This window comes from Rhodococcus sp. IEGM 1351, assembly GCF_030056875.1.
In the GTDB taxonomy this organism is placed as follows: domain Bacteria; phylum Actinomycetota; class Actinomycetes; order Mycobacteriales; family Mycobacteriaceae; genus Rhodococcus_F; species Rhodococcus_F opacus.
In genome coordinates, this window is record NZ_JASHKU010000007.1 from 112,790 (window position 1) to 134,064 (window position 21,275).

21 protein-coding genes, 1 pseudogene and 2 riboswitches are annotated in these 21,275 nt (G+C 68.6%); of the genes and pseudogenes, 20 read left to right on the plus strand and 2 right to left on the minus strand.

What is annotated here, in order from left to right; all coding sequences use genetic code 11:
• Positions 1–29 precede the first annotated feature (29 nt).
• A pseudogene (locus QM806_RS14290) lies at positions 30–734 on the plus strand (alpha/beta hydrolase); the annotation flags it as partial.
• Positions 731–1,270 (plus strand): LppA family lipoprotein, encoded by a 540-nt coding sequence (locus QM806_RS14295; protein ID WP_169693532.1) that lies wholly within the window; start codon positions 731–733, stop codon positions 1,268–1,270. The pseudogene QM806_RS14290 and the gene QM806_RS14295, both read left to right, overlap by 4 nt.
• 21 nt (positions 1,271–1,291) lie before the next feature.
• Here the strand turns inward: QM806_RS14295 and QM806_RS14300 are convergent, their stop codons facing one another.
• Both QM806_RS14300 and QM806_RS14305 read right to left on the minus strand, forming a co-directional pair.
• Positions 1,292–2,083, minus strand: a complete 792-nt coding sequence (locus QM806_RS14300; RefSeq protein ID WP_005562415.1) for an HAD-IIA family hydrolase — start codon at positions 2,081–2,083, stop codon at positions 1,292–1,294.
• A gap of 76 nt (positions 2,084–2,159) precedes the next feature.
• On the minus strand, positions 2,160–2,927 hold the full coding sequence (locus QM806_RS14305) for a sulfite exporter TauE/SafE family protein (RefSeq protein ID WP_005562418.1): 768 nt from the start codon (positions 2,925–2,927) through the stop codon (positions 2,160–2,162).
• A gap of 212 nt (positions 2,928–3,139) precedes the next feature.
• Positions 3,140–3,236: riboswitch (SAM riboswitch) on the plus strand.
• 7 nt (positions 3,237–3,243) lie between these two features.
• On the opposite strand from QM806_RS14305, the gene QM806_RS41685 reads away from it, so the two are divergent.
• The 18 genes from QM806_RS41685 (at position 3,244) to QM806_RS14385 (ending at position 21,266) form a co-directional block, all read left to right on the plus strand.
• On the plus strand, positions 3,244–3,318 hold the full coding sequence (locus tag QM806_RS41685; RefSeq protein WP_368681154.1) for a putative leader peptide: 75 nt from the start codon (positions 3,244–3,246) through the stop codon (positions 3,316–3,318).
• A gap of 144 nt (positions 3,319–3,462) precedes the next feature.
• On the plus strand, positions 3,463–4,443 hold the full coding sequence (locus QM806_RS14310) for an amino acid ABC transporter permease (protein ID WP_025433180.1): 981 nt from the start codon (positions 3,463–3,465) through the stop codon (positions 4,441–4,443).
• Entirely contained in the window at positions 4,440–5,222 is a 783-nt protein-coding gene (locus QM806_RS14315) for an amino acid ABC transporter ATP-binding protein (protein ID WP_169695120.1), read from the plus strand. Before QM806_RS14310 ends, QM806_RS14315 begins: the two co-directional genes overlap by 4 nt.
• A gap of 37 nt (positions 5,223–5,259) precedes the next feature.
• Positions 5,260–6,231: an ABC transporter substrate-binding protein gene (locus tag QM806_RS14320; RefSeq protein WP_133985068.1), complete on the plus strand. Its 972-nt coding sequence runs from the start codon at positions 5,260–5,262 to the stop codon at positions 6,229–6,231.
• Positions 6,232–6,242: 11 nt separating this feature from the next.
• A complete protein-coding gene (locus QM806_RS14325) occupies positions 6,243–6,785 on the plus strand; it encodes a GNAT family N-acetyltransferase (RefSeq protein WP_283291840.1) in 543 nt (180 codons plus the stop codon).
• Positions 6,782–7,843, plus strand: coding sequence for an LLM class flavin-dependent oxidoreductase (locus QM806_RS14330; protein ID WP_005562428.1), 1,062 nt, complete (start codon positions 6,782–6,784; stop codon positions 7,841–7,843). The genes QM806_RS14325 and QM806_RS14330 overlap by 4 nt, the downstream gene beginning before the upstream one ends.
• On the plus strand, positions 7,840–8,898 hold the full coding sequence (locus QM806_RS14335) for an LLM class flavin-dependent oxidoreductase (RefSeq protein ID WP_005562430.1): 1,059 nt from the start codon (positions 7,840–7,842) through the stop codon (positions 8,896–8,898). Before QM806_RS14330 ends, QM806_RS14335 begins: the two co-directional genes overlap by 4 nt.
• Before the next feature lie 15 nt (positions 8,899–8,913).
• Entirely contained in the window at positions 8,914–10,308 is a 1,395-nt protein-coding gene (locus tag QM806_RS14340; protein ID WP_043787708.1) for an NtaA/DmoA family FMN-dependent monooxygenase, read from the plus strand.
• A 46-nt stretch (positions 10,309–10,354) separates the two neighbouring features.
• A riboswitch (SAM riboswitch) is annotated at positions 10,355–10,448 on the plus strand.
• Between the two features lie 4 nt (positions 10,449–10,452).
• Positions 10,453–10,536, plus strand: coding sequence for a putative leader peptide (locus tag QM806_RS41385; RefSeq protein WP_310794466.1), 84 nt, complete (start codon positions 10,453–10,455; stop codon positions 10,534–10,536).
• Positions 10,537–10,689: 153 nt separating this feature from the next.
• Positions 10,690–12,315: an ABC transporter substrate-binding protein gene (locus QM806_RS14345; RefSeq protein WP_052023916.1), complete on the plus strand. Its 1,626-nt coding sequence runs from the start codon at positions 10,690–10,692 to the stop codon at positions 12,313–12,315.
• A gap of 3 nt (positions 12,316–12,318) precedes the next feature.
• The gene (locus QM806_RS14350; RefSeq protein WP_005562435.1) at positions 12,319–13,332 is read left to right on the plus strand and encodes an ABC transporter permease; all 1,014 of its coding nucleotides are present in this window, start codon (positions 12,319–12,321) and stop codon (positions 13,330–13,332) included.
• On the plus strand, positions 13,325–14,245 hold the full coding sequence (locus tag QM806_RS14355; protein ID WP_169695123.1) for an ABC transporter permease: 921 nt from the start codon (positions 13,325–13,327) through the stop codon (positions 14,243–14,245). Before QM806_RS14350 ends, QM806_RS14355 begins: the two co-directional genes overlap by 8 nt.
• Positions 14,242–15,918 carry a dipeptide ABC transporter ATP-binding protein gene (locus tag QM806_RS14360; RefSeq protein WP_054245464.1) on the plus strand — a complete coding sequence of 559 codons (1,677 nt, stop codon included), beginning with the start codon at positions 14,242–14,244 and terminating at the stop codon, positions 15,916–15,918. The genes QM806_RS14355 and QM806_RS14360 overlap by 4 nt, the downstream gene beginning before the upstream one ends.
• Positions 15,911–17,047: an LLM class flavin-dependent oxidoreductase gene (locus tag QM806_RS14365; RefSeq protein ID WP_164062567.1), complete on the plus strand. Its 1,137-nt coding sequence runs from the start codon at positions 15,911–15,913 to the stop codon at positions 17,045–17,047. The genes QM806_RS14360 and QM806_RS14365 overlap by 8 nt, the downstream gene beginning before the upstream one ends.
• A gap of 4 nt (positions 17,048–17,051) precedes the next feature.
• Complete coding sequence (locus tag QM806_RS14370; protein ID WP_164062565.1) at positions 17,052–18,416, plus strand: NtaA/DmoA family FMN-dependent monooxygenase; 1,365 nt, start codon at positions 17,052–17,054, stop codon at positions 18,414–18,416.
• Positions 18,413–19,210 carry a DUF1684 domain-containing protein gene (locus QM806_RS14375; RefSeq protein ID WP_164062563.1) on the plus strand — a complete coding sequence of 266 codons (798 nt, stop codon included), beginning with the start codon at positions 18,413–18,415 and terminating at the stop codon, positions 19,208–19,210. Before QM806_RS14370 ends, QM806_RS14375 begins: the two co-directional genes overlap by 4 nt.
• 2 nt (positions 19,211–19,212) lie before the next feature.
• Positions 19,213–20,127, plus strand: coding sequence for an LLM class flavin-dependent oxidoreductase (locus QM806_RS14380; protein ID WP_054248550.1), 915 nt, complete (start codon positions 19,213–19,215; stop codon positions 20,125–20,127).
• Positions 20,124–21,266: an LLM class flavin-dependent oxidoreductase gene (locus tag QM806_RS14385; protein WP_054248549.1), complete on the plus strand. Its 1,143-nt coding sequence runs from the start codon at positions 20,124–20,126 to the stop codon at positions 21,264–21,266. Before QM806_RS14380 ends, QM806_RS14385 begins: the two co-directional genes overlap by 4 nt.
• Positions 21,267–21,275 lie beyond the last annotated feature (9 nt).

Below are 21,275 nucleotides of genomic sequence, written 5' to 3' on the forward strand. Positions count from 1 at the left end.
CCTGGGTGTACTGCTGTATTTGACCCTGGACGACGGTCGCCTCGCTGCGCGGGATGACCGACGAGGCGGCGGCGCTGAAGGCCGAGACCGAACGGCAATTGGACCTGGCCGGCCGCACCGGTGAGACGGTGTCGACGATCGCGTGGCTGGGGTATCAGCCTCCGGCCACCACCGGTCCGGGCAATTACGACGTGCCGTTCCTCGACCAGAATCTCGGGCGTGGATGGCTCCTCGATTCCTGGCAGTCCGACCGCGCGACCGCGGGTGCCCCGAAGCTCGCCTCGTTCTACGAGGGTCTCGACATTGCTTCCCGGACGCCCGATCCGCATATCACCGCGCTCGGCCATTCGTATGGTTCGTACACCCAGGGACTGGCCCTGCAGGACGCGGGACCGCGGCAACCGGTCGACGACGCCGTGTTCTACGGGTCGCCCGGGTTCGACGCGAACGACGAATCGGATCTCGGTTTGGCACCCCGGCACGGGTTCGTGATGCGCGCGCACGACGACCCCATCACCGTGGCAGACGGGTTCGGCAGGCTCGGGCCCGATCCGGTGCAGACGCACCTCGAACAACTGTCGGTGCGCGAGGCGGCGACCCCGGACGGCGTGCAGCGCGAAGATGCCAACGGGCACAGCGAGTATCCACGGCCGAGTGGCAACGGAGAGCTGCGGACGTCCGGCTACAACATGGCGGTGATCGTCGCGGGCATGCCGGAACTCGCGATCCGGTGACGGACCGCGGCGGGTGGGCAGTGAAGGCGGTCGCCGTGATCGGTGCGGCGATCCTGACGAGCGGATGTGGTGGCGTGACGGACAACCCGTACAACTTCAGCGACGAGGAGATCGCGGCGGCGGCCGCGAGCCTGAGCGACCGGCCGACACTCGCGGTCACCGAGCGGCAGGTCACCGATGCACTGGTGCGGATCAGCGAGGCCGTCGCTGCGATTGCACCGGATGTCCGGTGGCGGTGGCTTCGCGAACGCAGCCAGGGCGGCGGATGCCCGGGACCGTATGCGTACGCGGAGGGGCAATCCGTCACCACGCAGGTATTGCTGTCCGACACCCCGATCGGCGACGCGGACTGGCCCGCCGTGCTGGCCGCGGCCCGTGCGATCGCCACCGACGCCGGAATGGACCGGCTCGACGTGCACGCCGACCGACCCGGACGCCACGACGTGACGTTCGCCGGTGGAGACGGGAACCGGATCACGTTCGGGACGTACAGGGCAGCGACCATCAGGGGCGTCACCGGCTGCCGCCACCCGTGAGTACTTGTCAACGTCCCGCGGTTAAGAAGTACTCACGGGCGGCGGAGCCGCATCGCCGAACGGATCCGACGTGCGGCCGACCAGATCGGCGACCGATTTGAGCACCGCGGTGGGGCGGTAGGGGAACAGTTCCACCGAATCCCGCGTCGAAATTCCGGTGAGGACCAGGATGGTCTGCAGCCCGGCCTCGAGCCCGCAGACGATGTCGGTGTCCATGCGATCGCCGATCATCAGCGTGTTCGCGGAGTGCGCGCCGATGGCCCGCAGCGCCGAGCGCATCATCAGCGCATTCGGCTTGCCCACGTAGTACGGGTCGCGGCCGGTGGCCCTGCTGATCAGTGCTGCAACGGATCCCGTGGCCGGAAGGGAACCCTCCCGGGACGGGCCGGTGGGGTCGGGGTTGGTGGCGATGAAGCGAGCGCCCCTCTCCACCAGACGAATTGCGGTGGTGATCGCTTCGAAGGAGTAGGTGCGGGTCTCGCCGAGGACCACGTAGTCGGGATCGTTCTCGGTGAGAACGTACCCGATGTCGTGCAGTGCGGTGGTGAGCCCGGATTCGCCGACGACGTACGCGCTGCCGCCGGGGCGCTGGTTCGCCAGGAACGTCGCGGTGGCCAGGGCGGACGTCCAGATCGATTCCTCGGGAATGTCCAGGCCGGTGCGGAGCAGGCGGGCGCGGAGGTCACGCGGAGTCCTGATCGAATTGTTGGTCAGAACGATGAACGGGGTACCGGATTCCCGGAGTTCTGCCAGGAACAGGTCGGCCCCGGGGACCAGGTGCTCTTCGTGGACGAGAACGCCGTCCATGTCCATGAGATAGGTCCAGCCCGGGTGCTCTACGTCGTTGCTCACCGACTCAGTATGAGGGAGTGGGAGGGTGCATGCGCGACTATGCGAGCAGCCGGAACAGACCGATGAGGCCGACGACGACGATGGTTCCCCGCAACGCGGTGGGCGACAGCCTGCGGCCGTAGCGGGCCCCGAGGACGCCTCCTAGCAGCGAACCCACCGCGATGAGGCCGGCGGCCGCCCAGCTGATCCGCTCGAAGGCCACGAGCGTGTACGCGGTCGCGGCGACGACGTTGACGATCAGCGAGAGCAGGTTCTTCGCGCCGTTCATCCGTTGCAGGCTCTCCGGCAGGATCGCGCCCATCACACCCATCAGCAGGATGCCCTGCGCCGCGGTGAAGTATCCGCCGTACACGCCCACGGCGAACGTCCCGACGGTCAGCAGGGTGAGGCGCGCCGGGCTCAAGCCGGCCTCGTGGCTGCCGCGCTGCTTTGCCCAGGCCTGGATCTTCGGCTGCAGCACCACCAGGATCAGTGCGAGGATCAGCAGCACCGGGACGACGAGTTCGAACACGGTTTCGGGCAGGTGCAGCAGTAGCCACGAGCCGAGAATTGCACCGCACAGTGACGCCGGTATCTGCCACCGCAGTCGCGGTCCCTGCCCGGCCAGTTCCCTCCGGTAACCCCACGTGCCGGATACGCCACCGGCGACCAGGCCGATCGCGTTCGACATCGTGGCGGTCACCGGAGGGAACCCGAATGCCACCAGGGTGGGGAAGGTGATGAGCGTGCCGCTGCCGACGATGGCGTTGATCGCCCCCGCGCCCACGCCGGCTACCAGGATCGCGATGACTTCGAATGGTGTCACCGAGGCGACGTTACAAGGGCCGCGGAAGGCCCGGCAGCCGGGTCATACCGCCGCGGAAACGCAGGGCTGCACGCACAATCCAACCGCATGATTCGCTGCCTGTCAGTACTTCTGCGCACGGTGATTCTTGAATCCGCTCGACACCATTTCCCCTGTGTTGCAGGGAAATACCTCGTGTTGACGGGCTTCGGGAATGCGGCTAGTGTTCGCTTCAACCATCCAGAGCGACCGAGAGACCTGGCTCGTTGACGTCGCAGCAACCCTTCCGAATTCTTCGGGTGCGGGTGCTACCGCCGGGATCGATGGAAGGCAGCACATGAACTACCTTGCGCGCCCTGCGTGGCGCAGACGGCACATCGACCTGTGCCGGACCACCTCCTGCCACTGTTGACGAGGTCTCACAGCACGCTCACCGGGCATTTCGCCCGGTGAGCGCCTGACGCGCGCCCGCATCCCGCGGAAGACGCGCCCTCCTCCCGTCCCGTTCCAGGTGAAAGGCCGCCTCAGTGATGTCTGTCGTAAGTGGTGAGGGAGCGTGAGCGCCCCCGTTCGGGCGCGTTCGGCCGCGCCCCTCGATTCAGTGCCCTCCGGCGACGCGGACGCCGCGCTGGAAGTGGCGCGGACGTGGCATCCGTGGCGGTGGATCGTCAGCGCCGCCGTGCTGGTACTGCTCGCCCAGTTCGTCCACGGCCTCGCCACCAACCCGGGATGGGACTGGGCCACGTTCGCCAAGTACTTCACCGCCGGCTCCGTGCTGCAGGCGCTGTGGATGACGGTGAAGCTGACGCTGTGGGGGACGGTCCTCGGATTCGCACTCGGCGTGGTGCTTGCGGTCAGCCGCTTGTCGCACAACCCGGTCCTGCAGGTGATCGCCTGGGTGTACATCTGGGCGTTCCGGTCGATTCCGCTGATCGTGCAGCTCCTGTTCTGGTTCAACATCACCTACCTGTATCAGACTCTGTCGCTGGGCATTCCGTTCGGACCGGGGTTCTTCACGTTCGAGGTCAACGGCGTCATCAGCGGCTTCACCGCCGCCGTCATCGGGCTTGCCCTGCACCAGGCCGCGTACTCCGCCGAGATCATCCGCTCCGGCATCATCTCGGTGGACCACGGGCAGATCGAGGCGGCGCAGTCGCTGGGCATCCCGCGCCGACGCCAGTTCTTCAAGATCGTTCTGCCCCAGGCTATGCGCGGCATCCTGCCGAACGCCGCGAACGAGGTGATCAGCCTGTTCAAGGGCACCTCGATCGTGTCGACGATGGCGATCGCCGAACTGTTCTACCAGGTTCAGGTGATCTTCGGCCGCAACGGCCGTGTCGTACCGCTGCTGATGGTCGCGACGATCTGGTACATCATCCTGACCACGCTGTTGTCGATCGGCCAGTACTACGTCGAGCGGCACTACGCGCGCGGATCGGCTCGGGCACTGCCGCCGACTCCGTGGCAGAAGCTCACCCGGAAGTTCGCCGAGATCCGTGACGCCGGTGTCTCCGTACCGAGAGGTGCCACGAAATGACGGTCGAAGCCACTCCGGCGGAGTTCGCGGTGGAAGTTCGCGGAGTCCACAAGTCCTTCGGCGCACTCGACGTCCTGCAGGGTGTGGACCTGCTGGTCCGCAAGGGCGAGGTGACGGTGATCCTGGGGCCTTCGGGTTCCGGCAAGTCGACGCTGCTGCGCACGCTCAACCACCTGGAGAAGGTCGACCGGGGCACCATCCGCATCGACGGCGACCTCATCGGCTACCGGCGCAAGGGCAACAAACTCCACGAACTGCGTGAACGCGAGATCCTGAAGCAGCGTTCCCGGATCGGATTCGTGTTCCAGAACTTCAATCTGTTCCCCCACCTCACGGTGCTGGAGAACGTGATCGAGGCGCCGGTGTCGGCGCAGGGCCGCGACCGCGCCGAGGTCGAGGCCGAGGCGATCGCGCTGCTGGAACGGGTCGGCGTGCGCGACAAGGCCCACGAGTACCCGCGACAACTGTCCGGCGGCCAGCAGCAGCGGGTCGCGATCGCCCGGGCCCTCGCACTGCGCCCGGCGGTGATCCTGTTCGACGAGCCCACGTCGGCCCTCGACCCCGAACTCGTCGGTGAGGTCCTCGCCGTGATCAAACAACTGGCACGGGACGGCGCGACCCTCGTGATCGTCACCCACGAGGTGGGTTTCGCGCGGGAGGTCGCCGACACGGCGGTCTTCATGGACGCCGGCGTCGTCGTGGAACAGGGCCCGCCCTCGCAGGTCCTCGACAACCCGCAGCACGACCGCACCACAGCATTCCTCTCCCGAGTTCTCTGATTCTCCACACCTCGGTGTGGATCCCCGAAAGGCACACATGTCCACCGCACGGTTCCGTACGAAGATTCTGGCCTCGGCCCTCACCACCGTCGCGCTGCTCGCTGCCGCGTGCGGGGGCGGCGACGTCGAGGACGAGGGATCGGGGCCGACCTCGGCCGCCGGATACAACCTCACCGCCGACCAGAATCGCATCACCACCGACGAGGTCGAGTCGATCGCCGCGAAGGTTCCCCAGCAGATCCGCGACCGCGGCACGCTCATCGTGACGGGCAGCGCCGGTTCCGCTCCGCCCCTGCGTTTCTACGCCGACGACGACAAGACGCTCATCGGCTCGGAGACCGACTTCGCGTACCTGATCGGCGACGTTCTCGGGTTGAAGGTCGACCTCCAGGCCGCGGACTGGGCGCAGAACTTCGTTCGCATCGACTCGGGGGAGGCCGACGCGTTCATCTCGAACGTCACCGTCACCGAGGAGCGGAAGGAGAAATACGACTTCTCGACGTACCGCCTCGACACGGTCGCGTTCGAGACGAAGAAGGACAGCGGCATCCAGATCAAGGAGCCCAAGGACGTCGCGGGCCTGAAGATCGCGGTCTCCTCCGGCACCAATCAGGAAGCGCTGCTGGTGAAGTGGAGTGAGCAGAACGTCGAGGCGGGGCTCGAACCCACCGACATCACCTATTACCAGAACGTCACCGACTACTACCTTCCCCTCGCGTCGGGCCGGATCGACGCCTACTTCGGGCCCAACCCGTCCTCGTCGTTCCACGTGGCGCAGGCGGGGGAGAGCGAGATCGCCGGAACGTTCTCGGGGGCAGGCGACGCCCTCCAGGGTGAGATCGCCGTGCTCACCAAGAAAGACAACGGACTGGTGACCGCAGTCAACGAGGCCATCAACCACATCATCGAGAACGGCACGTATGCACAGGTTCTCGACCGCTGGAACATCGCGAGCGAGGCAGTCGGCACGTCGGTCGTCAACCCGCCCGGACTCCCGAAGACCAGCTGACAGGAGGACCAGTGACCGAGAGGACCGAATCCGTGCAGACCGTGTTCGTCGACCAGGCGGATCCACTTGCCGCGCCGCTGCTCGAAGACCTGGCGATCGAGTACAGCACTCGGTACGGGCGCACCCGCGACGAGATCTACGACGATCTCAGCACGTACCTGGCGGAGGAGTTCGCCGCACCGGGTGGCGCGTTGCTCGTCGTGGTCGAGGACGGGACGTCCGTGGCGGGCGGGGCCTTCCGCCGCTACGACGACACGACTGCCGAGCTCAAACGGATCTGGACCTCGTCGGCGCACCGCCGCCGCGGCCTCGGACGAATCGTGCTGCGGGAGCTCGAGGCCGAGATCGTCCGGGCCGGTTATTCCCGCATCTTCCTCACCACGGGGCCGCGGCAGCCCGAGGCGGTGGCCCTGTATCTGGCCGCGGGGTACACGGCACTGTTCGACCGCACCCTCCCACCGCAGGACGTCGGAATCCACGGATTCGAGAAGATCCTGCACACCGCTACCGCTCTGCCTTCCGCCTGTGCCGCAAAGGAGTACGAGTCCGTATGAAGTTTCTGCTGATGAGCCTGATCACTCACCAACCGGATCCGGCGACCGGGGAGAAGATCGGCACTGCGGCCAGGCTGCAGGAGGTCGTGGAGTCCGCCGTCCTCGCCGAGCAACTGGGGTACGACGGGTTCGCGGTGGGTGAGCGCCACGAACATCCCTTCCTGTCCTCGTCCCCACCCGTGGTGCTCAGCGCCATCGCGGCGCGCACCAGCACGCTGCAGTTGTGGACGGCGGTCACCACGCTGAGCCTGCTCGACCCGGTCCGTGCATTCGAGGACTACTCGACGCTGGACAACCTGTCGGGCGGCCGGCTGCAGCTCATCATCGGCAAGGGCAACGGCACCGCGCAGGCGGAGCTGTTCCACGTCGCCCCGGACGATCAGTGGGACCGCAACCGCGAGGGCTACGAACTGTTCCGGCAGTTGTGGGAGAGCGAGGACGTCACCTGGGAAGGCACGTTCCGGCCGTCTCTCGAGCACGCTGTCGCACTGCCGCGCCCGCTGCAGCGGCGGATCCGGATCTGGCACGGCAGCGCGACGAGCAAGGAATCGGTGGATCTCGCTGCCCGCTACGGTGATCCGATCTTCTCCGCGAACGTCACGTACCCCATCGACTCGTACGCCGAACTCGTCCGGCACTACCGCGAACGGTGGGCCCACTACGGTCACGATCCCGCCGACGCCCTCGTCGGCGCCGGAACTGCCGGGTTCTACGTGACGCCGAACTCGCAGGATGCGCTCGACGTGTGGCGGCCGATTCACGCCGCTCGCCTCGACTTCGCTCGCAGGGCAGGACTTCCGGTGGTGTTCGAGACCGTCGAGGACTTCGTCGAACGCAGCTCCGCACTGATCGGCAGCCCACAGCAGGTGATCGACAAGGTGCAGCGCTACCACGAGCAGTTCGGCCACGAGGTGATCCACCTGAGCGCCGACCGCGTCGGCAGCGACAAGCAGCACCGCGAAAGCCTGGAGCTGTTCCAGGCCGACGTGGCGCCCGCGCTGCGCGAGACCATTCCGAGCCGACCCCTCACGGCCGGCACCGAGGAGGAAGACGCATGAGACTGGTGCTGGGCATCGAACTCGACGGCGAGGGTGCGCATCCCGAAGCCTGGCGACGAGCCGCGCACACACCGGACCGGTTGCTGACCGGGCGAACGGTGGCGGACCGGGTCGCGGCCGCGGAGAACGCCGGTTTCACGTTCGCGTCCTTCGACGATTCGCTCCTGCCTCCCGGCGCCGACGAGGGACCCGTGGGCCGGATCGACGCGGTGAACCGCGCAGCGTTCGTCGCGGCGACCACCAGCACGATCGGTCTCGTACCGGTCGTCGGCACCACATACGCCGAGCCGTTCCACACGTCCTCCCAGCTCGCGACGCTCGACTACGCGTCGCGCGGTCGCGGCGGCTGGATCGCAGCACGCGACACCGACCCGCGGGTCGCGAGCGCACTGGGCCGGCCCGAGGTCACCGCACCCGACGACCTCGCGCGGGAGGAACGGGACGCGATCACCGTGGTCCGGGACCTGTGGGATTCGTGGGAGGACGACGCGGTGATCCGCGACCACGCCACCGGGCGTTTCGTCGACCGCGACCGATTGCACTACATCGACTTCCAGGGCGAGACCTACTCGGTGAAGGGTCCGGCCATCGTGCCACGACCGCCGCAGGGGCGCCTGGTGGTGTTCGGCTCCGAGGCGAACACCGATCCCTCCCTGGTCGACGTGGTGCTGGTGTCCGGACCGACACTCGAGGACACCACCGCGGCCGCCGGGCGCGCGAAGGCAGGCGGCGCACCGCTGGTGTTCGCCGAACTGGATGTGGCACTCGGCTCGTCCCCGTCTGCCCCGCCGAGCGGACGGCTGTCGTTCGCCGGCGATGCCACCGGGCTGCTGGAACTGCTGCGGGCCCTGGATGCGCACGTCGACGGTGTGCGCCTGCATCCCGCAGTCGTCGACGAGGATCTTCCGGTGCTCGCGCGGTCCGTGGTCCCGGCACTCCTGCGCGCCGGCATCGCCCACCGCCCCGTCCCCGGTTCGACCCTGCGCAGCACGCTGGGCCTCGACCGTCCCGTCACCCGATTCCAGGCCGAGCGCCTCGAAGACTCTTCTCGCTGAAAGGTTGTGGAGAACATGACCGACAACTCGTACGCCAGGCCCGGCGCCCAGGTGCACTTCGGTGTCTTCTTCCAGGGCGTCAATCACACGACGATCTGGTCGGATCCGTCGAGCGGATCGCAGATCGACTTCGAAACGTTCCGGCGGGTGGCACTGACCGCCGAGAGGGGCCTGTTCGACGCCTTCTTCCTCGGTGAGGGCCTGCGCCTGCGGGAACAGGAAGGCAAGATCCTCGATCTCGACATCGTGGGCAGGCCGGACGCGATCACCCAGCTCGCGGCGCTGGCCGGCATCACCCGGCACATCGGGTTGGTGGCCACCCAGAACACCACCTACAACGAGCCGGCCGACCTCGCCCGGCGGCTGTCCGGGCTGGACCTGCTGTCCGGTGGCCGTGCCGGCTGGAACGCCGTCACCACGGACAACGCCTGGACCGGTGAGAACTTCCGGCGCGGCGGCTTCCTCGATCACGCGGACAGATACGAGCGGGCCGGGCAGTTCCTCGACACCGCCCGGGTGATCTGGGATGCGTGGGCCGACGGCGCGGTCGCGACGAGCACCGACGCGCCGTCGTGGTCGACCCCGGACGGGGTGCGGGAGGTGTCCCGGCGGACGTCGCAGTTCGACGTCACGATCACTCCCACGCTGCCGCGCAGCGCCCAGGGGCATCCCGTCATCTTCCAGGCCGGCGACTCACCGGGGGGCCGGGACTTCGCGGCCGCGCACACCGACGTGATCTTCTCCCGGCACGGAACGCATTTCGACGAGGCGCTCACCTTCGCCGAGGACATCCGGGCGAGACTGCGTCGTGCAGGGCGCCCCGAGGACGACGTCAAGATTCTGCCGGGCACGCAGATCGTGCTCGCGGAGAACGCGTCCGAGGTGGAGGAGAAGGTGCGCTGGGTTCTCGAGGGCCAGTACACCGGGCAGACGGCGTTGTCGCTGGTGGGTCAGGTGTGGGGCCGTGATCTGTCCGATCGCGACCCGGACGGTCCACTGCCCGAATTCGATCCGGTGCCCGCGCCGATCTCCGTCACCCGCGGGGCGGCGCGCGACGGAAAGGATCCGCTCGCCATCGCGCGGGAATGGCGAGCCTTGGCGGAGGCGCAGAACCTGTCGCTGCGTCAGGTCGCGATCGCGACCACCCAGCGCTCCGGTTTCGCGGGCACCCCTGGGCAGGTCGCCGACGAACTCACCCGGTGGGTTCGCAGCGGCGCGACGGACGGGTTCAACATCTCGCCCCACCTGGTGCCTACCGGACTCGACGAGATCGTCGACCTGCTGGTGCCCGAATTGCAGGAGCGAGGCTCGTACCGAACGGAATACGAAGGCTCCACTCTGCGCGAACATCTCGGTCTCCGGCCCGCTCTGTCGCGGCGGGAACTCCCGCCCCGGCAGGCAGTGGGGTAACGGGGTCCGTGTGGCGCGGCGACCGGCGATCTCTTACACTCGGTAACGACCATCCAGAGCGACCGAGAGACCTGGCTCGTTGACGTCGCAGCAACCCCCCGCCCTGCGGGTGCGGGTGCTACCGCCGGGATCGATGGAGGAACGATGTTGACCGAAGGTTTCGTGAGCGCCTGGGGGCGTCTCCACGTCGATCTCTGCCGACTGTCCACCTCGATCTGTCACAGCTGACCTGATACCCCGATCCGTCGGGGTTCCGGCTCTTCACACCGCATCCGCGTCGGATCCGGTGTCCCTCACGTTCCTGTGCGCGTGAGCGCTGCCGAATAGTCTCGGCAGCGCGCACCGCACTTCTTCGAGATCACGGAGTTCTCGGTGCCATCAGTGCTTTTGTCCTCGCCCTACCGCATCGCAGCAGGTATCGGTGCCGCTGCCGTGCTGGCCACGGCGCTCACCGCCTGCGGTGGCGGTTCCAGCAGTTCCTCCGCAGATGCGGGCCCCGCACAGCCGGGCGGCACAGTCCGCTACGGCCTCTCCCAGGCACCCACGTGCGCCGACCCGGCGCAGTCGGGCACGAACCAGACGATCTACGTGGCTCGTCAGGTGGTGGACTCGCTCACCGACCAGGACCCGGCAACAGGTGAACTGAAGCCGTGGCTCGCCGAGAGCTGGGAAACCGACGCCGACGCGTCCTCCTTCACGTTCCACCTGAAGGAGGGGGTGACGTTCAGCGACGGAACACCTTTCACCGCGGATTCGGTGAAGAAGAATCTCGACGCCATCGTGAACACCCTCTCCGGCGCCAAGGCCCCGCTCGGTGCCAGCTACCTCGCCGGTTACACCGGTACCACTGTGATCGACCCGCTTACCGCGCAGGTCGACTTCGCCGCACCCAACGCGCAGTTCCTGCAGGCGTCGTCGACCCCGCAACTGGGCATCCTGTCCGATGCGTCCGTCGCGAGGTCCGCCGAAGAGCGGTGCACCGGCAACATCTCGGGCACCGGGCCGTTCACGTACGCCGACTACCAGCAGGACAAGTCGGTGACCCTCGCCAAGCGTGCCGGATACAACTGGGGTTCGGACGTGTTCGGCCACGACGGCGAGGCCTACCTCGACACCATCGAGTTCAGTGTCGTGCCCGAATCCGGGGTCCGCACGGGCAGCCTGTCCTCGGGACAGCTGGACGCGATCAGCGACGCGTTGCCGCAGGACGCCCCGCAGATCGAAGGCGCGGGCGGGCAGGTGCTCACCACGTCGAACCCCGGGACCCCGTTCGGTTTCCAGCCCAACGTGACTCGCGGACCGCTCGTCGATCCGGTCGTGCGCAGCGCGCTGGTCCCGGCGATCAACCGGCAGGAACTGGTCGACACCGTGCTCGGGCCCAACTTCAAGCCCGCCACCAGCACGCTGGCCAGCCGCACCCCCGGCTACGTGTCGCTGCCGGACGTGACGTACGACCCGGAGAAGGCGAAGTCGATTCTGGATCAGGCGGGCTGGGTTCCCGGTGCCGACGGCATCCGGGAGAAGGGCGGTCAGAAGCTGAGCTTCCCCGTTCTGTTCAGCTCGGTGTTCGCCGGCAACCAGGCCATTCTCGAACTGGTGCAGCAGCAGCTCAAAGAGGTGGGAGTGGATCTGCAGCTGAATCTCGTGTCCACTCCTGAGGCCACCGCCCGCCAGAATGCCAAGGACTTCGACGCCACTTACTACAACAGCACCCGCGCCGACGGTGACATCCTCCGCACCCAGTTCGGCCTCGAGGGCCGCAACCTGAACAACCGCGGACCGATTCCCGCGCTCGACGACGTGCTCGCGAAGCAGCTCGCCACCACCGACACCACCGAGCGGAGCGCGCTCGTCGCCGACGCCCAGCAGCAGGTGCTCGACAACGGCCTGTGGATCCCCACGGTGGAGTTGTCGCAGGCGATCGGCGCCGGCCCGAACGTGCAGGACCTGAAGTTCGAGGCCTCGGCCCGGCTCCAGTTCTTCGACACCTGGATCAGCGGACGCTGAGCCATGATTCGCTACCTCGGACTACGTGTGCTGCAGGCGATCGCCGTCCTGTGGGCGACGTTCACCGTGTCGTTCGCCGTGCTGTTCCTGCTGCCGTCCGACCCGGTGAGCATCGCCGTCGACTCGGCGACCACCGGAACGACGGTCGACGCGGCCGCCGTCGCGGAGTTGCAGGCCCGGTACGGCCTCGACCAGCCGGTGTGGGTGCAGTACTGGAACTCCCTGAGCCACGCCGTCCGCGGTGACTTCGGGTACTCGATCGCCACCGGGCAATCGGTGACCGAGGCCATCGGGAACGCGGTGCCCAGCACCCTCGCGCTGGCATCCGCGGCGCTGGTTCTCGCGGTCGTGTTCGGGGCAGCGGTCGCGTTCCTCGCCACCTACACGAGGGTCCATTGGGTGCGGAATCTGCTGTTCTCACTTCCTCCGCTCGGTGTCGCGGTACCGACATTCTGGGTGGGACTGATTCTGCTGCAGCTGTTCTCGTTCCGGCTGAAGGCCTTCCCGGCGTTCGGTGACCAGGGGATCGCGACGCTGGTGCTCCCCGCGGTGACGCTCGCGCTGCCGACCGGCGCCGTGATCGCGCAGGTGCTCGCGGCGAGTCTGCAGACCACGTGGCGGCAGCCGTTCATCGAAGCCGCGCGGGCGAAGGGCGCGTCCCGCTGGCAGATCCAGACCCGGCACGCGCTGCGCCTGTCGAGCATTCCCGCGTTCACCATCGCCGGTGTGCTCGTGGGTAATCTGCTGGCCGGATCGGTCGTCGTCGAGACGGTGTTCTCGCGCGCCGGAGTGGGGCGGCTCACCCAGACTTCCGTGATGGCGCAGGACATTCCAGTGGTCCAGGGAATCGTGGTGCTGAGCTCCGTCGTCTATGTACTCGTCAATCTCGCCGTCGATCTGCTCTACCCGCTGATCGATCCGAGGATCGTCGAGGGCAGACGCAGTTCTGACACCAGCGACGGCGTCGCTCATGTGCGCAGCGCCACCGCGGATGTGGAGGAGAAGGTTCATGTCTGACATCCTCACCAGGGAACTGATCGACGAGGCCGAGGGTTTCGGCACTCCACCGATCGACCCGCCTCCCGTGATCGTGTCCGAGTCGGACAGCCGCGGACGCCGCGTGGTGACGTGGTTGCATCGCAATCTCGCGCTCGTGGCCTCGGCCGCCTTGCTCCTTGTCGCGGTCGGATTCGCGGTGGCGCCGTCGGTGTTCGCGAGCGGCGACCCGCTGGTCGGGGTGCCCGCCCAGAAACTGCAGGCGCCGAGTGCCGCGCATTGGTTCGGCACCGACAACATCGGCCGTGACGTGTATACCCGCGTGGTCCACGGTGCCGGATTGTCGCTGACCGCAACGCTGTTGGCCGTGGGCATCGCACTGGTCGTCGGTTCGCTGATCGGCCTGCTGTCCGGTGCCGTCGGAGGTGCGCTGGATGCCGTCCTGATGCGAGTCGTCGACGTCCTCCTGTCGATCCCCGCCCTGCTGCTCTCGCTCGCGCTGGTGACCGCGCTGGGGTTCGGCACGGTCAACGTGGCCATCGCGGTGGGCGTGTCGCTGATCGCGAACTTCGCCCGCGTGATGCGTTCGGAGGTGCTGCGAGTACGCCGGTCGCTGTACGTCGAGGCGGCGTTCGCGTCGGGTGTCCGCTGGCACACGGTGCTGCGCCGCCACGTGCTGCGGAACTCGTACGCGCCCGTCGTGGCACTCGCCGCCGTCGAGTTCGGGATGGCGGTCCTCGCGGTGTCGTCGCTGAGCTTCCTCGGGTTCGGTGCGGTGCCGCCCACCCCGGAATGGGGCTCGCTGATCTCCGAGGGCCGGAACTACCTCGCCACCGCGTGGTGGATGACAACCCTGGCCGGGTTGGTGATCGTGGCCGTCGTGCTGTCGGCGCACCGACTCGGACATGCACTCGAACAGAGGGAAGTGCGATGAGTTCGACTACTGCTGCGGCAGGCACCACGGCGCCGCTCCTCCAGGTCTCCGGACTGCGGGTGGCGTACGGGAGCGTGAGCGATCCCGTCGTGGCCGTGAAGGGCGTCGACCTCACGGTCTCGCGCGGCGAAGTGGTGGCCGTGGTCGGCGAGTCCGGCTCCGGAAAATCCACCACCGCGCACGCCATCCTCGGACTGCTCAGCGGATCCGGACGGGCCGTCGCCGGCACCGTCACATTCGACGGTGAGCGTCTCGACACCAAGTCGGAGCGCGCACTCGGCCGGGTTCGCGGCGCCCGGATCGGCCTGGTTCCGCAGGACCCGACGACGTCGCTCAACCCTGTCCTGCGGGTCGGCGCCCAGGTGGCGGAGGTGCTCCGGATCCACGGTCTCGCCGACCGGCGGACGGCAGGCATCGAGGCGGTGCGCATTCTCGCCGAGGCCGGGATCGACAAGCCCGAGGTGCGGGCGAGGCAGTACCCGCAGGACCTGTCGGGCGGGCAACGGCAGCGCGTCCTGATCGGGATCGCGCTGGCGTGCAGCCCCGAACTCGTCATCGCGGACGAACCGACCAGCGCGCTCGACGTCACGGTGCAGCGCCGGATTCTCGATCACCTCGACGCGCGGATCGCCGAATCCGGCACGGCGGTCCTGCTGATCACGCACGATCTGGGTGTCGCCGCCGACCGTGCCGACCGGATCGTGGTGATGAGCCAGGGTGAGGTGGTGGAAGCCGGTCCCACCCGCGAGATCCTGGAGAATCCACAGCACGAGTACACCCGCACCCTGCTGGCCGCTGCGCCGAGTCTCTCGGTGGTGCGGGGGCGCAGCCGCGCCGCGGCGGCGGGCGGAGCCGAACCCGATGTCCTGCTGCGCGTCTCCGGGGTGTCCAAGACGTTCCGGATCGATCGGCGCACGGCCATCGACGCCGTGCAGGACGTGTCGTTCGAGGTCCCGCGCGGGCGCACGCTGTCGCTGGTGGGGGAGTCCGGGTCCGGCAAGTCCACGGTGGCCCGGATCGCGATCCGGTTGGAATCTCCCACCGCGGGCCGCGTCGAGTTCGACGGCCGGGACATCACCACCCTGCGCGGCGGCGCGCTGCGCGCCCTGCGCCGCCGAGTGCAGATCGTGTACCAGAACCCGTATGCGTCCCTCGATCCGAAGCTGGCGATCGCGGACATCGTGGCGGAACCGCTCGGTGCGTTCGGTGTCGGCACCAGGGCGGAACGGACGGCCCGAGTCGCCGAACTGCTCGAACAGGTCGCGTTGCCGCGCACCTACCTCGAACGCAGACCGGCCGAGCTGTCCGGCGGGCAACGGCAGCGGGTCGCCATCGCCCGCGCGCTGGCGCTGCACCCCGAACTCGTCGTGCTCGACGAACCGGTGTCGGCGCTGGACGTCTCGGTGCAGTCACAGATCCTCGGGTTGCTCGAGAGCCTGCAGCGGGAACTCGGGCTCAGCTACCTCTTCATCTCACACGACCTTGCCGTGGTCCGGCAGATCAGCGACACGGTCGCGGTGATGCGATCCGGACGCATCGTCGAATCGGGCACCGCGGCAGAAATATTCGACAATCCCCGCCACGACTACACCCGACAGTTGCTCGACGCGATCCCGGGACGATCCGTCGTGCGCCCACGTTCTGCACAGCTGGAGGAATCGATTCATGCTTGAGCCACGCGACCCGCTCGTCGCCGTCGATCTGTACGGCACGGGGATCCATCCGCAGTCCTGGCGCCGTCCGGACTCGCGCGCCGAGGACCTCTTCACCGCCGGCTACTGGACCGGTCTGCTCGGGCAGGCCGACTCGGCCGGAGTGGACCTCGCCTTCGTCGGCGATACCTTCGCGATCGCCACGACGGGACATGCCGATCAGCGTGGGCAACTGGACGCCGTGGCGATCGCGGCACGGGCCGTCGCGTCCACCGAGCGCATCGGCCTGGTTCCCACGGTGACCGTCACCCACACCGAACCGTTCCACGTGTCCAAGGCCATCGCGAGCCTCGACCACGCGTCGCGTGGCCGCGCCGGGTGGCAGGTGGACGTGTCGGCTGGCCAGGCGCAGGCGAATCTGTTCGGACGCAAGGATGCACAGGAGGCCGAGAGTCTGTGGGCGGAGGCGGCCGACGCGATCGAGGTCGTCGGTCTGCTGTGGGACAGCTGGGAGGACGACGCCGAGATCCGCGACGTCGCCACCGGCCGCTTCATCGACCGGGACAAGCTGCACTACATCGATTTCGAGGGCACGCACTTCTCCGTGAAGGGTCCCTCGATCACGCCGCGGTCGCCGCAGGGGCAGTCGCTGATCGTGATCGGTGCGCGGGACGAGCACTCCACCCGCGTCGCCGCGGCGCGCGCCGACGTGATCCGCATCGGCGCACCCACCGTGGACGCGGCGCGTGACGTCGCGGACCGGGTGCGACGTGCCGCGGCCGAGGCCGGCCGGGCCCCCGCCGCGCTGCGGATCCTGCTGGACGTCGAGGTGGTGATCGCCGAGACCGCCGACACGGCGGAACGCGACCTCGCCCAGCTCGAGAACTGGTCCGGCAGCCGGTACGAGCCGGCGTCGATTCTCCACCGCGGCGACGCGCCGGGACTGTCCCGGCTGATCACCGACGTGGTGGACACCGCGAGCGTCGACGGGGTCACCCTCCGGCCGCTGGCGCTGACGTCCGGCCTGAACGAGATCACCGAACGCGTCCTGCCGCTGCTGCGGCCGGGCGGCCGAGCGTCCGACAGCGGAGTGCTCCGGGAGCGGCTCGGCTTCACCCGTCCCGTCAATCACTTCGCCGGACAGGACTGACATCATGAGCAACCAGCGCAAGCAGATTCATCTCGCGGCCCACTTCCCCGGCGTCAACAACACCACCGTGTGGAGCGACCCCGAATCGAAAAGCCAGATCGACTTCGACTCGTTCGTGCACCTCGCGGAGACCGCCGAACGCGGATTGTTCGACTTCTTCTTCCTCGCCGAGGGCCTGCGCCTGCGTGAGCACCGGGGCCTGATCCACGACCTCGACGTGGTGGGCCGCCCCGACACGTTGACGGTGCTCGGCGCACTCGCCGGAGTCACCACGCATCTGGGCCTGGCGGGGACGATCAACACCACGTTCAACGAACCGTACGAGCTGGCACGGCAATTCGCCTCGCTCGACCACCTGTCCGACGGCCGGGCCGCGTGGAACATGGTGACGTCCTCGGACGCGTTCACGGGGGAGAACTTCCGGCGCGGGGGATACCTCGACAAGGCCGACCGGTACGTCCGTGCAGGCGAACTGATCGAGGGCGCCCGCAAGTTCTGGGACAGCTGGGATCAGGATGCGTTGCAGATCGACCGCGCCCGGGGAGTGTTCGCCGCGGACAACTCGATCCGCGACGTCACCCACTCCGGCTCCCAGTTCGACATCCGGGGACGATTCACGATTCCCCGGAGCCCGCAGGGGCACCCGGTGCTGCTGCAGGCCGGCGACTCCGATCAGGGCCGCGAATTCGGGGCCGCGGAGGCGGACGCGATCTTCACCATCCACGGGTCGCTCGAGGACGGCCAGAAGTTCTACACGGACGTCAAGGGCAGGCTGGCGAAGTACGGGCGCAGCCACGACGATCTCAAGGTCCTGCCCGCGGCGACCTTCGTGCTGGGCGACTCCGCGGCGGACGCCGCCGAGCGCGCCGATCACATCCGGCACCAGCAGGTGGGCCCGCAGACGGCGATCGCGTTTCTCGAACAGGTTTGGGGTCGTGACCTTTCCGCATACGACCCGGACGGTCCGCTACCGGACGTCGAACCGGCCGACGACACGAACATCACCCGCGGCCGGGTCCGGCACGCGAAGGACCCCCGCGAGATCGCCGCCGCGTGGCGGGCGAAGGCCGAAGGCGAGAAGCTCAGCATCCGTGAACTGATCATCGCGGTCACCACCCGCCAGCAATTCGTCGGCACCGCCGCCCAGGTGGCCGAGGAGATCGACCGCTACGTGCAGGCGGACGCGTGCGACGGCTTCATCCTGGTACCGCACCTCACTCCGGCCGGGCTCGACGAGTTCGTCGAGACGGTGGTCCCGGAATTGCAGAACCGCGGCAGCTTCCGCTCCGAGTACTCGGGGACGACCCTGCGCAGCCATCTCGGACTGCGCCATCCGCATCACCAGACAGAAGGAGTTCGGGCATCATGACCGCAGTCACGGCAGGCGCGACATTCGAGCAGGACTGGCAGGACTGGCATTCGGCGCGGGAGGAGTCTTTCCGCGACCCGCTGGGATGGCTGAGTCTCACCGCCCTCCACTGGCTCGTCGAGACCGACACCACGTTCCCCGACCTGCCCGCGAAGTGGCGGGCCGACGCGGACGGGGTGGTGATCACGGCCACCGCCGACGCCGGTCTCGAGGTCGACGGCGACGCGGTCGACGGCACGGCGACCCTCGCACCTCTGGAGGGTGCACCCGGTCTGCTCGTGCGGCACGGGAGCCGCAACATCGAGGTGATCCGGAGAACCGGTGACGTCGCCCTGCGGATCCACGATCCCGAGGCAGGCACCCTCGCCGCGTTCACCGGCATCCCGACGTTCCTGCCCGCGCGGCAGTGGGCCGTGCCGGCAACGTTCACCCCGTTCCCGCAGTCCCGCGTCGTGACGACGGGTGCGGTCGTCGAGGGACTCGAGCACCACCACACGGCGCTGGGCTCACTCGCATTCGAGTACGACGGCGCCGCACACGAACTCGTCGCGTTCGCAGGAAAGAACGGTGGCCTGCACGTCCTGTTCACCGACGCCACCAGCGGGGTCAGCACGTACCCCGCGGCGCGGTCCCTGGCCGTGGACGCCCCCGCCGCCGACGGCCGGGTGATCCTCGATTTCAACCGGGCGGCCAACCTGCCGTGCGCGTTCACCGACTACGCCACCTGCCCGGTCGCGCCCGCCGAGAACCGGTTGACGCTCGCGGTCGAGGCCGGCGAGAAGAACCCGCGGTAGGCATGGCCGAGAAGCAGGTCGTGCTCGGGGCGGCGGCGCCCGCGGGCCGGACGGACTTCGCCGTCCTCGCGGATGCCGCCCGCACCGCGGAGCGGGGGAGATTCGACTTCTTCCTCGCCGAAGGCGTCACCGCGGCGAACGCGCTGGCCGGGTTCACCGACAGGGTGGGGCTCGCGGCGACGCTGGACACGACCTCCGCCGAACCGTACGACGTGGCCCGCCGGCTGGCCTCACTCGATCACCTGTCCGGCGGCCGTGCGGCATGGAACTCCGTGGCGCCCGGCGACGAGCGGGCCGCGGAGTTCGTCGACACCGCCCGCACGCTGTGGGATTCCTGGGCCGAGGGGGTCGTGACCGTCGACCGGGATGCGGGGCGATTCGTCTCGGACCCCACCGCGGGCGCGTTCTACCACCGGGGCAGGCACTTCGACATCGGTGGACGCTTCACCGTCCCGCGGAGCCCGCAAGCGCAACCGGTGGTGATCGTGTCGGGTGACGGCCCGGAGGCCCGGGATCTCGCCGCCCGGCACGGCGACGTGATCATCGCGCCGCTCGGCACGTTCGAGGCCGGTCGCGCGTTCTACGACGACCTCGCGCGCCGCACGGTCGAGGCCGGCAGGCCCGCCGGCGCGGTGAAGGTTCTGTCCGCCGCGACGTTCGTGGGTACCGCCGCGTCCGTCGCGGACCGGATCGTCCGGTGGGTCCGCGAGGACGCAGCGGACGGGTTCGTCCTGCCCTCCCACCTCACCCCGGACGAACTTGCCCTGTTCGCCGACGCGGTGGTGCCGTTGCTGCAGGACCGCGGCGTTCTGCGCACCGAATACACCACCGCCACGCTGCGGCAGCACCTCGGACTCGGTGCCCCGCGCAGCCATCGCGCTGTCAATCCCCGCTCTCTCCAGAAGGTGCCCTCATGACCACTCCGTTGTCCGTCCTCGATCTGTCGCCCGTCAGCGAGGGCACCACCGCCCGCACCGCGCTGCGGAACACCGTCGACCTCGCCCGGCACGCCGAAGCGTGGGGATACAAGCGGTACTGGGTTGCCGAACACCACTTCGTGGGCGTCGCCAGTTCCTCGCCGGCCGTGCTCGTCGGGATCCTGGCCGCAGCGACCAGCACCCTCCGGGTCGGCGCCGCCGCGGTGCAGTTGGGCCACACCACCGCAGCGGCCGTCGTCGAGGCGTTCGGCACCGTCGACGCGCTGTACCCGGGTCGCCTGGACCTCGGGCTCGGGCGGTCGGGCCAGCGGCGGGCCGAGGCGCTGAAAGCCGTTGCGGAACGCAACAACCAGCCGGCCCCGCCCCGCCGGGAGACGGAGATCCGCGACGGCGTCGTGATCCCGGCACCGTTCGACCCGTCCGGGCTCCTGCTGTCTCCGCGGCTCACAGCGGCGCAGTCGGTACTGCAGCAGCCGGGCGCGCTGTCGCCCGCATTCGACCAGCAGGTCGACGACATCCTGGCACTGCTCGACGGCACGTACCGCACCCCGGACGGGATCGAGCTCCACGCCAGCCCCGGCGAGGGCGCCGACGTCGAGGTGTGGGTGTTCGGCAGCAGCGCGGGACCGAGCGCCGAACTGGCCGGGCGGCTGGGGTTGCCTTTCGGAGCGAACTACCACGTGAGCCCGTCGACGACGCTCGAGGCGGTCGAGGCCTACCGCGCCGCGTTCCGCCCGTCGTCGCAGCTGCAGAAGCCGTACGTCGTCGTCTCCGCCGACGCGGTCGTGGCGGAGGACGACGCGACCGCGAAGGAACTGGCGTCGACGTTCGCGCACTGGACGCACAGCATCCGCAGTGGACACGGTGCAATCCCGTATCCGGACCCCGCGCACACGGCACCGCTCGGCGAGACGGAACGCGCGGCGGTCGAGGACCGGCTGATCACCCAGTTCGTGGGCGCACCGGCCACCGTCGCGGACCGACTCGACAGTCTGCGAAGGCTCACCGACGCCGACGAACTGGTGATCACCAGCGTCACCCACGATCACGGCGACCGGTTGCGCTCCTACGAGCTGCTCGCAGCGGAGTGGGGACTGCCGGGCCTGCTGGCCGCCTGAGAGCACGAT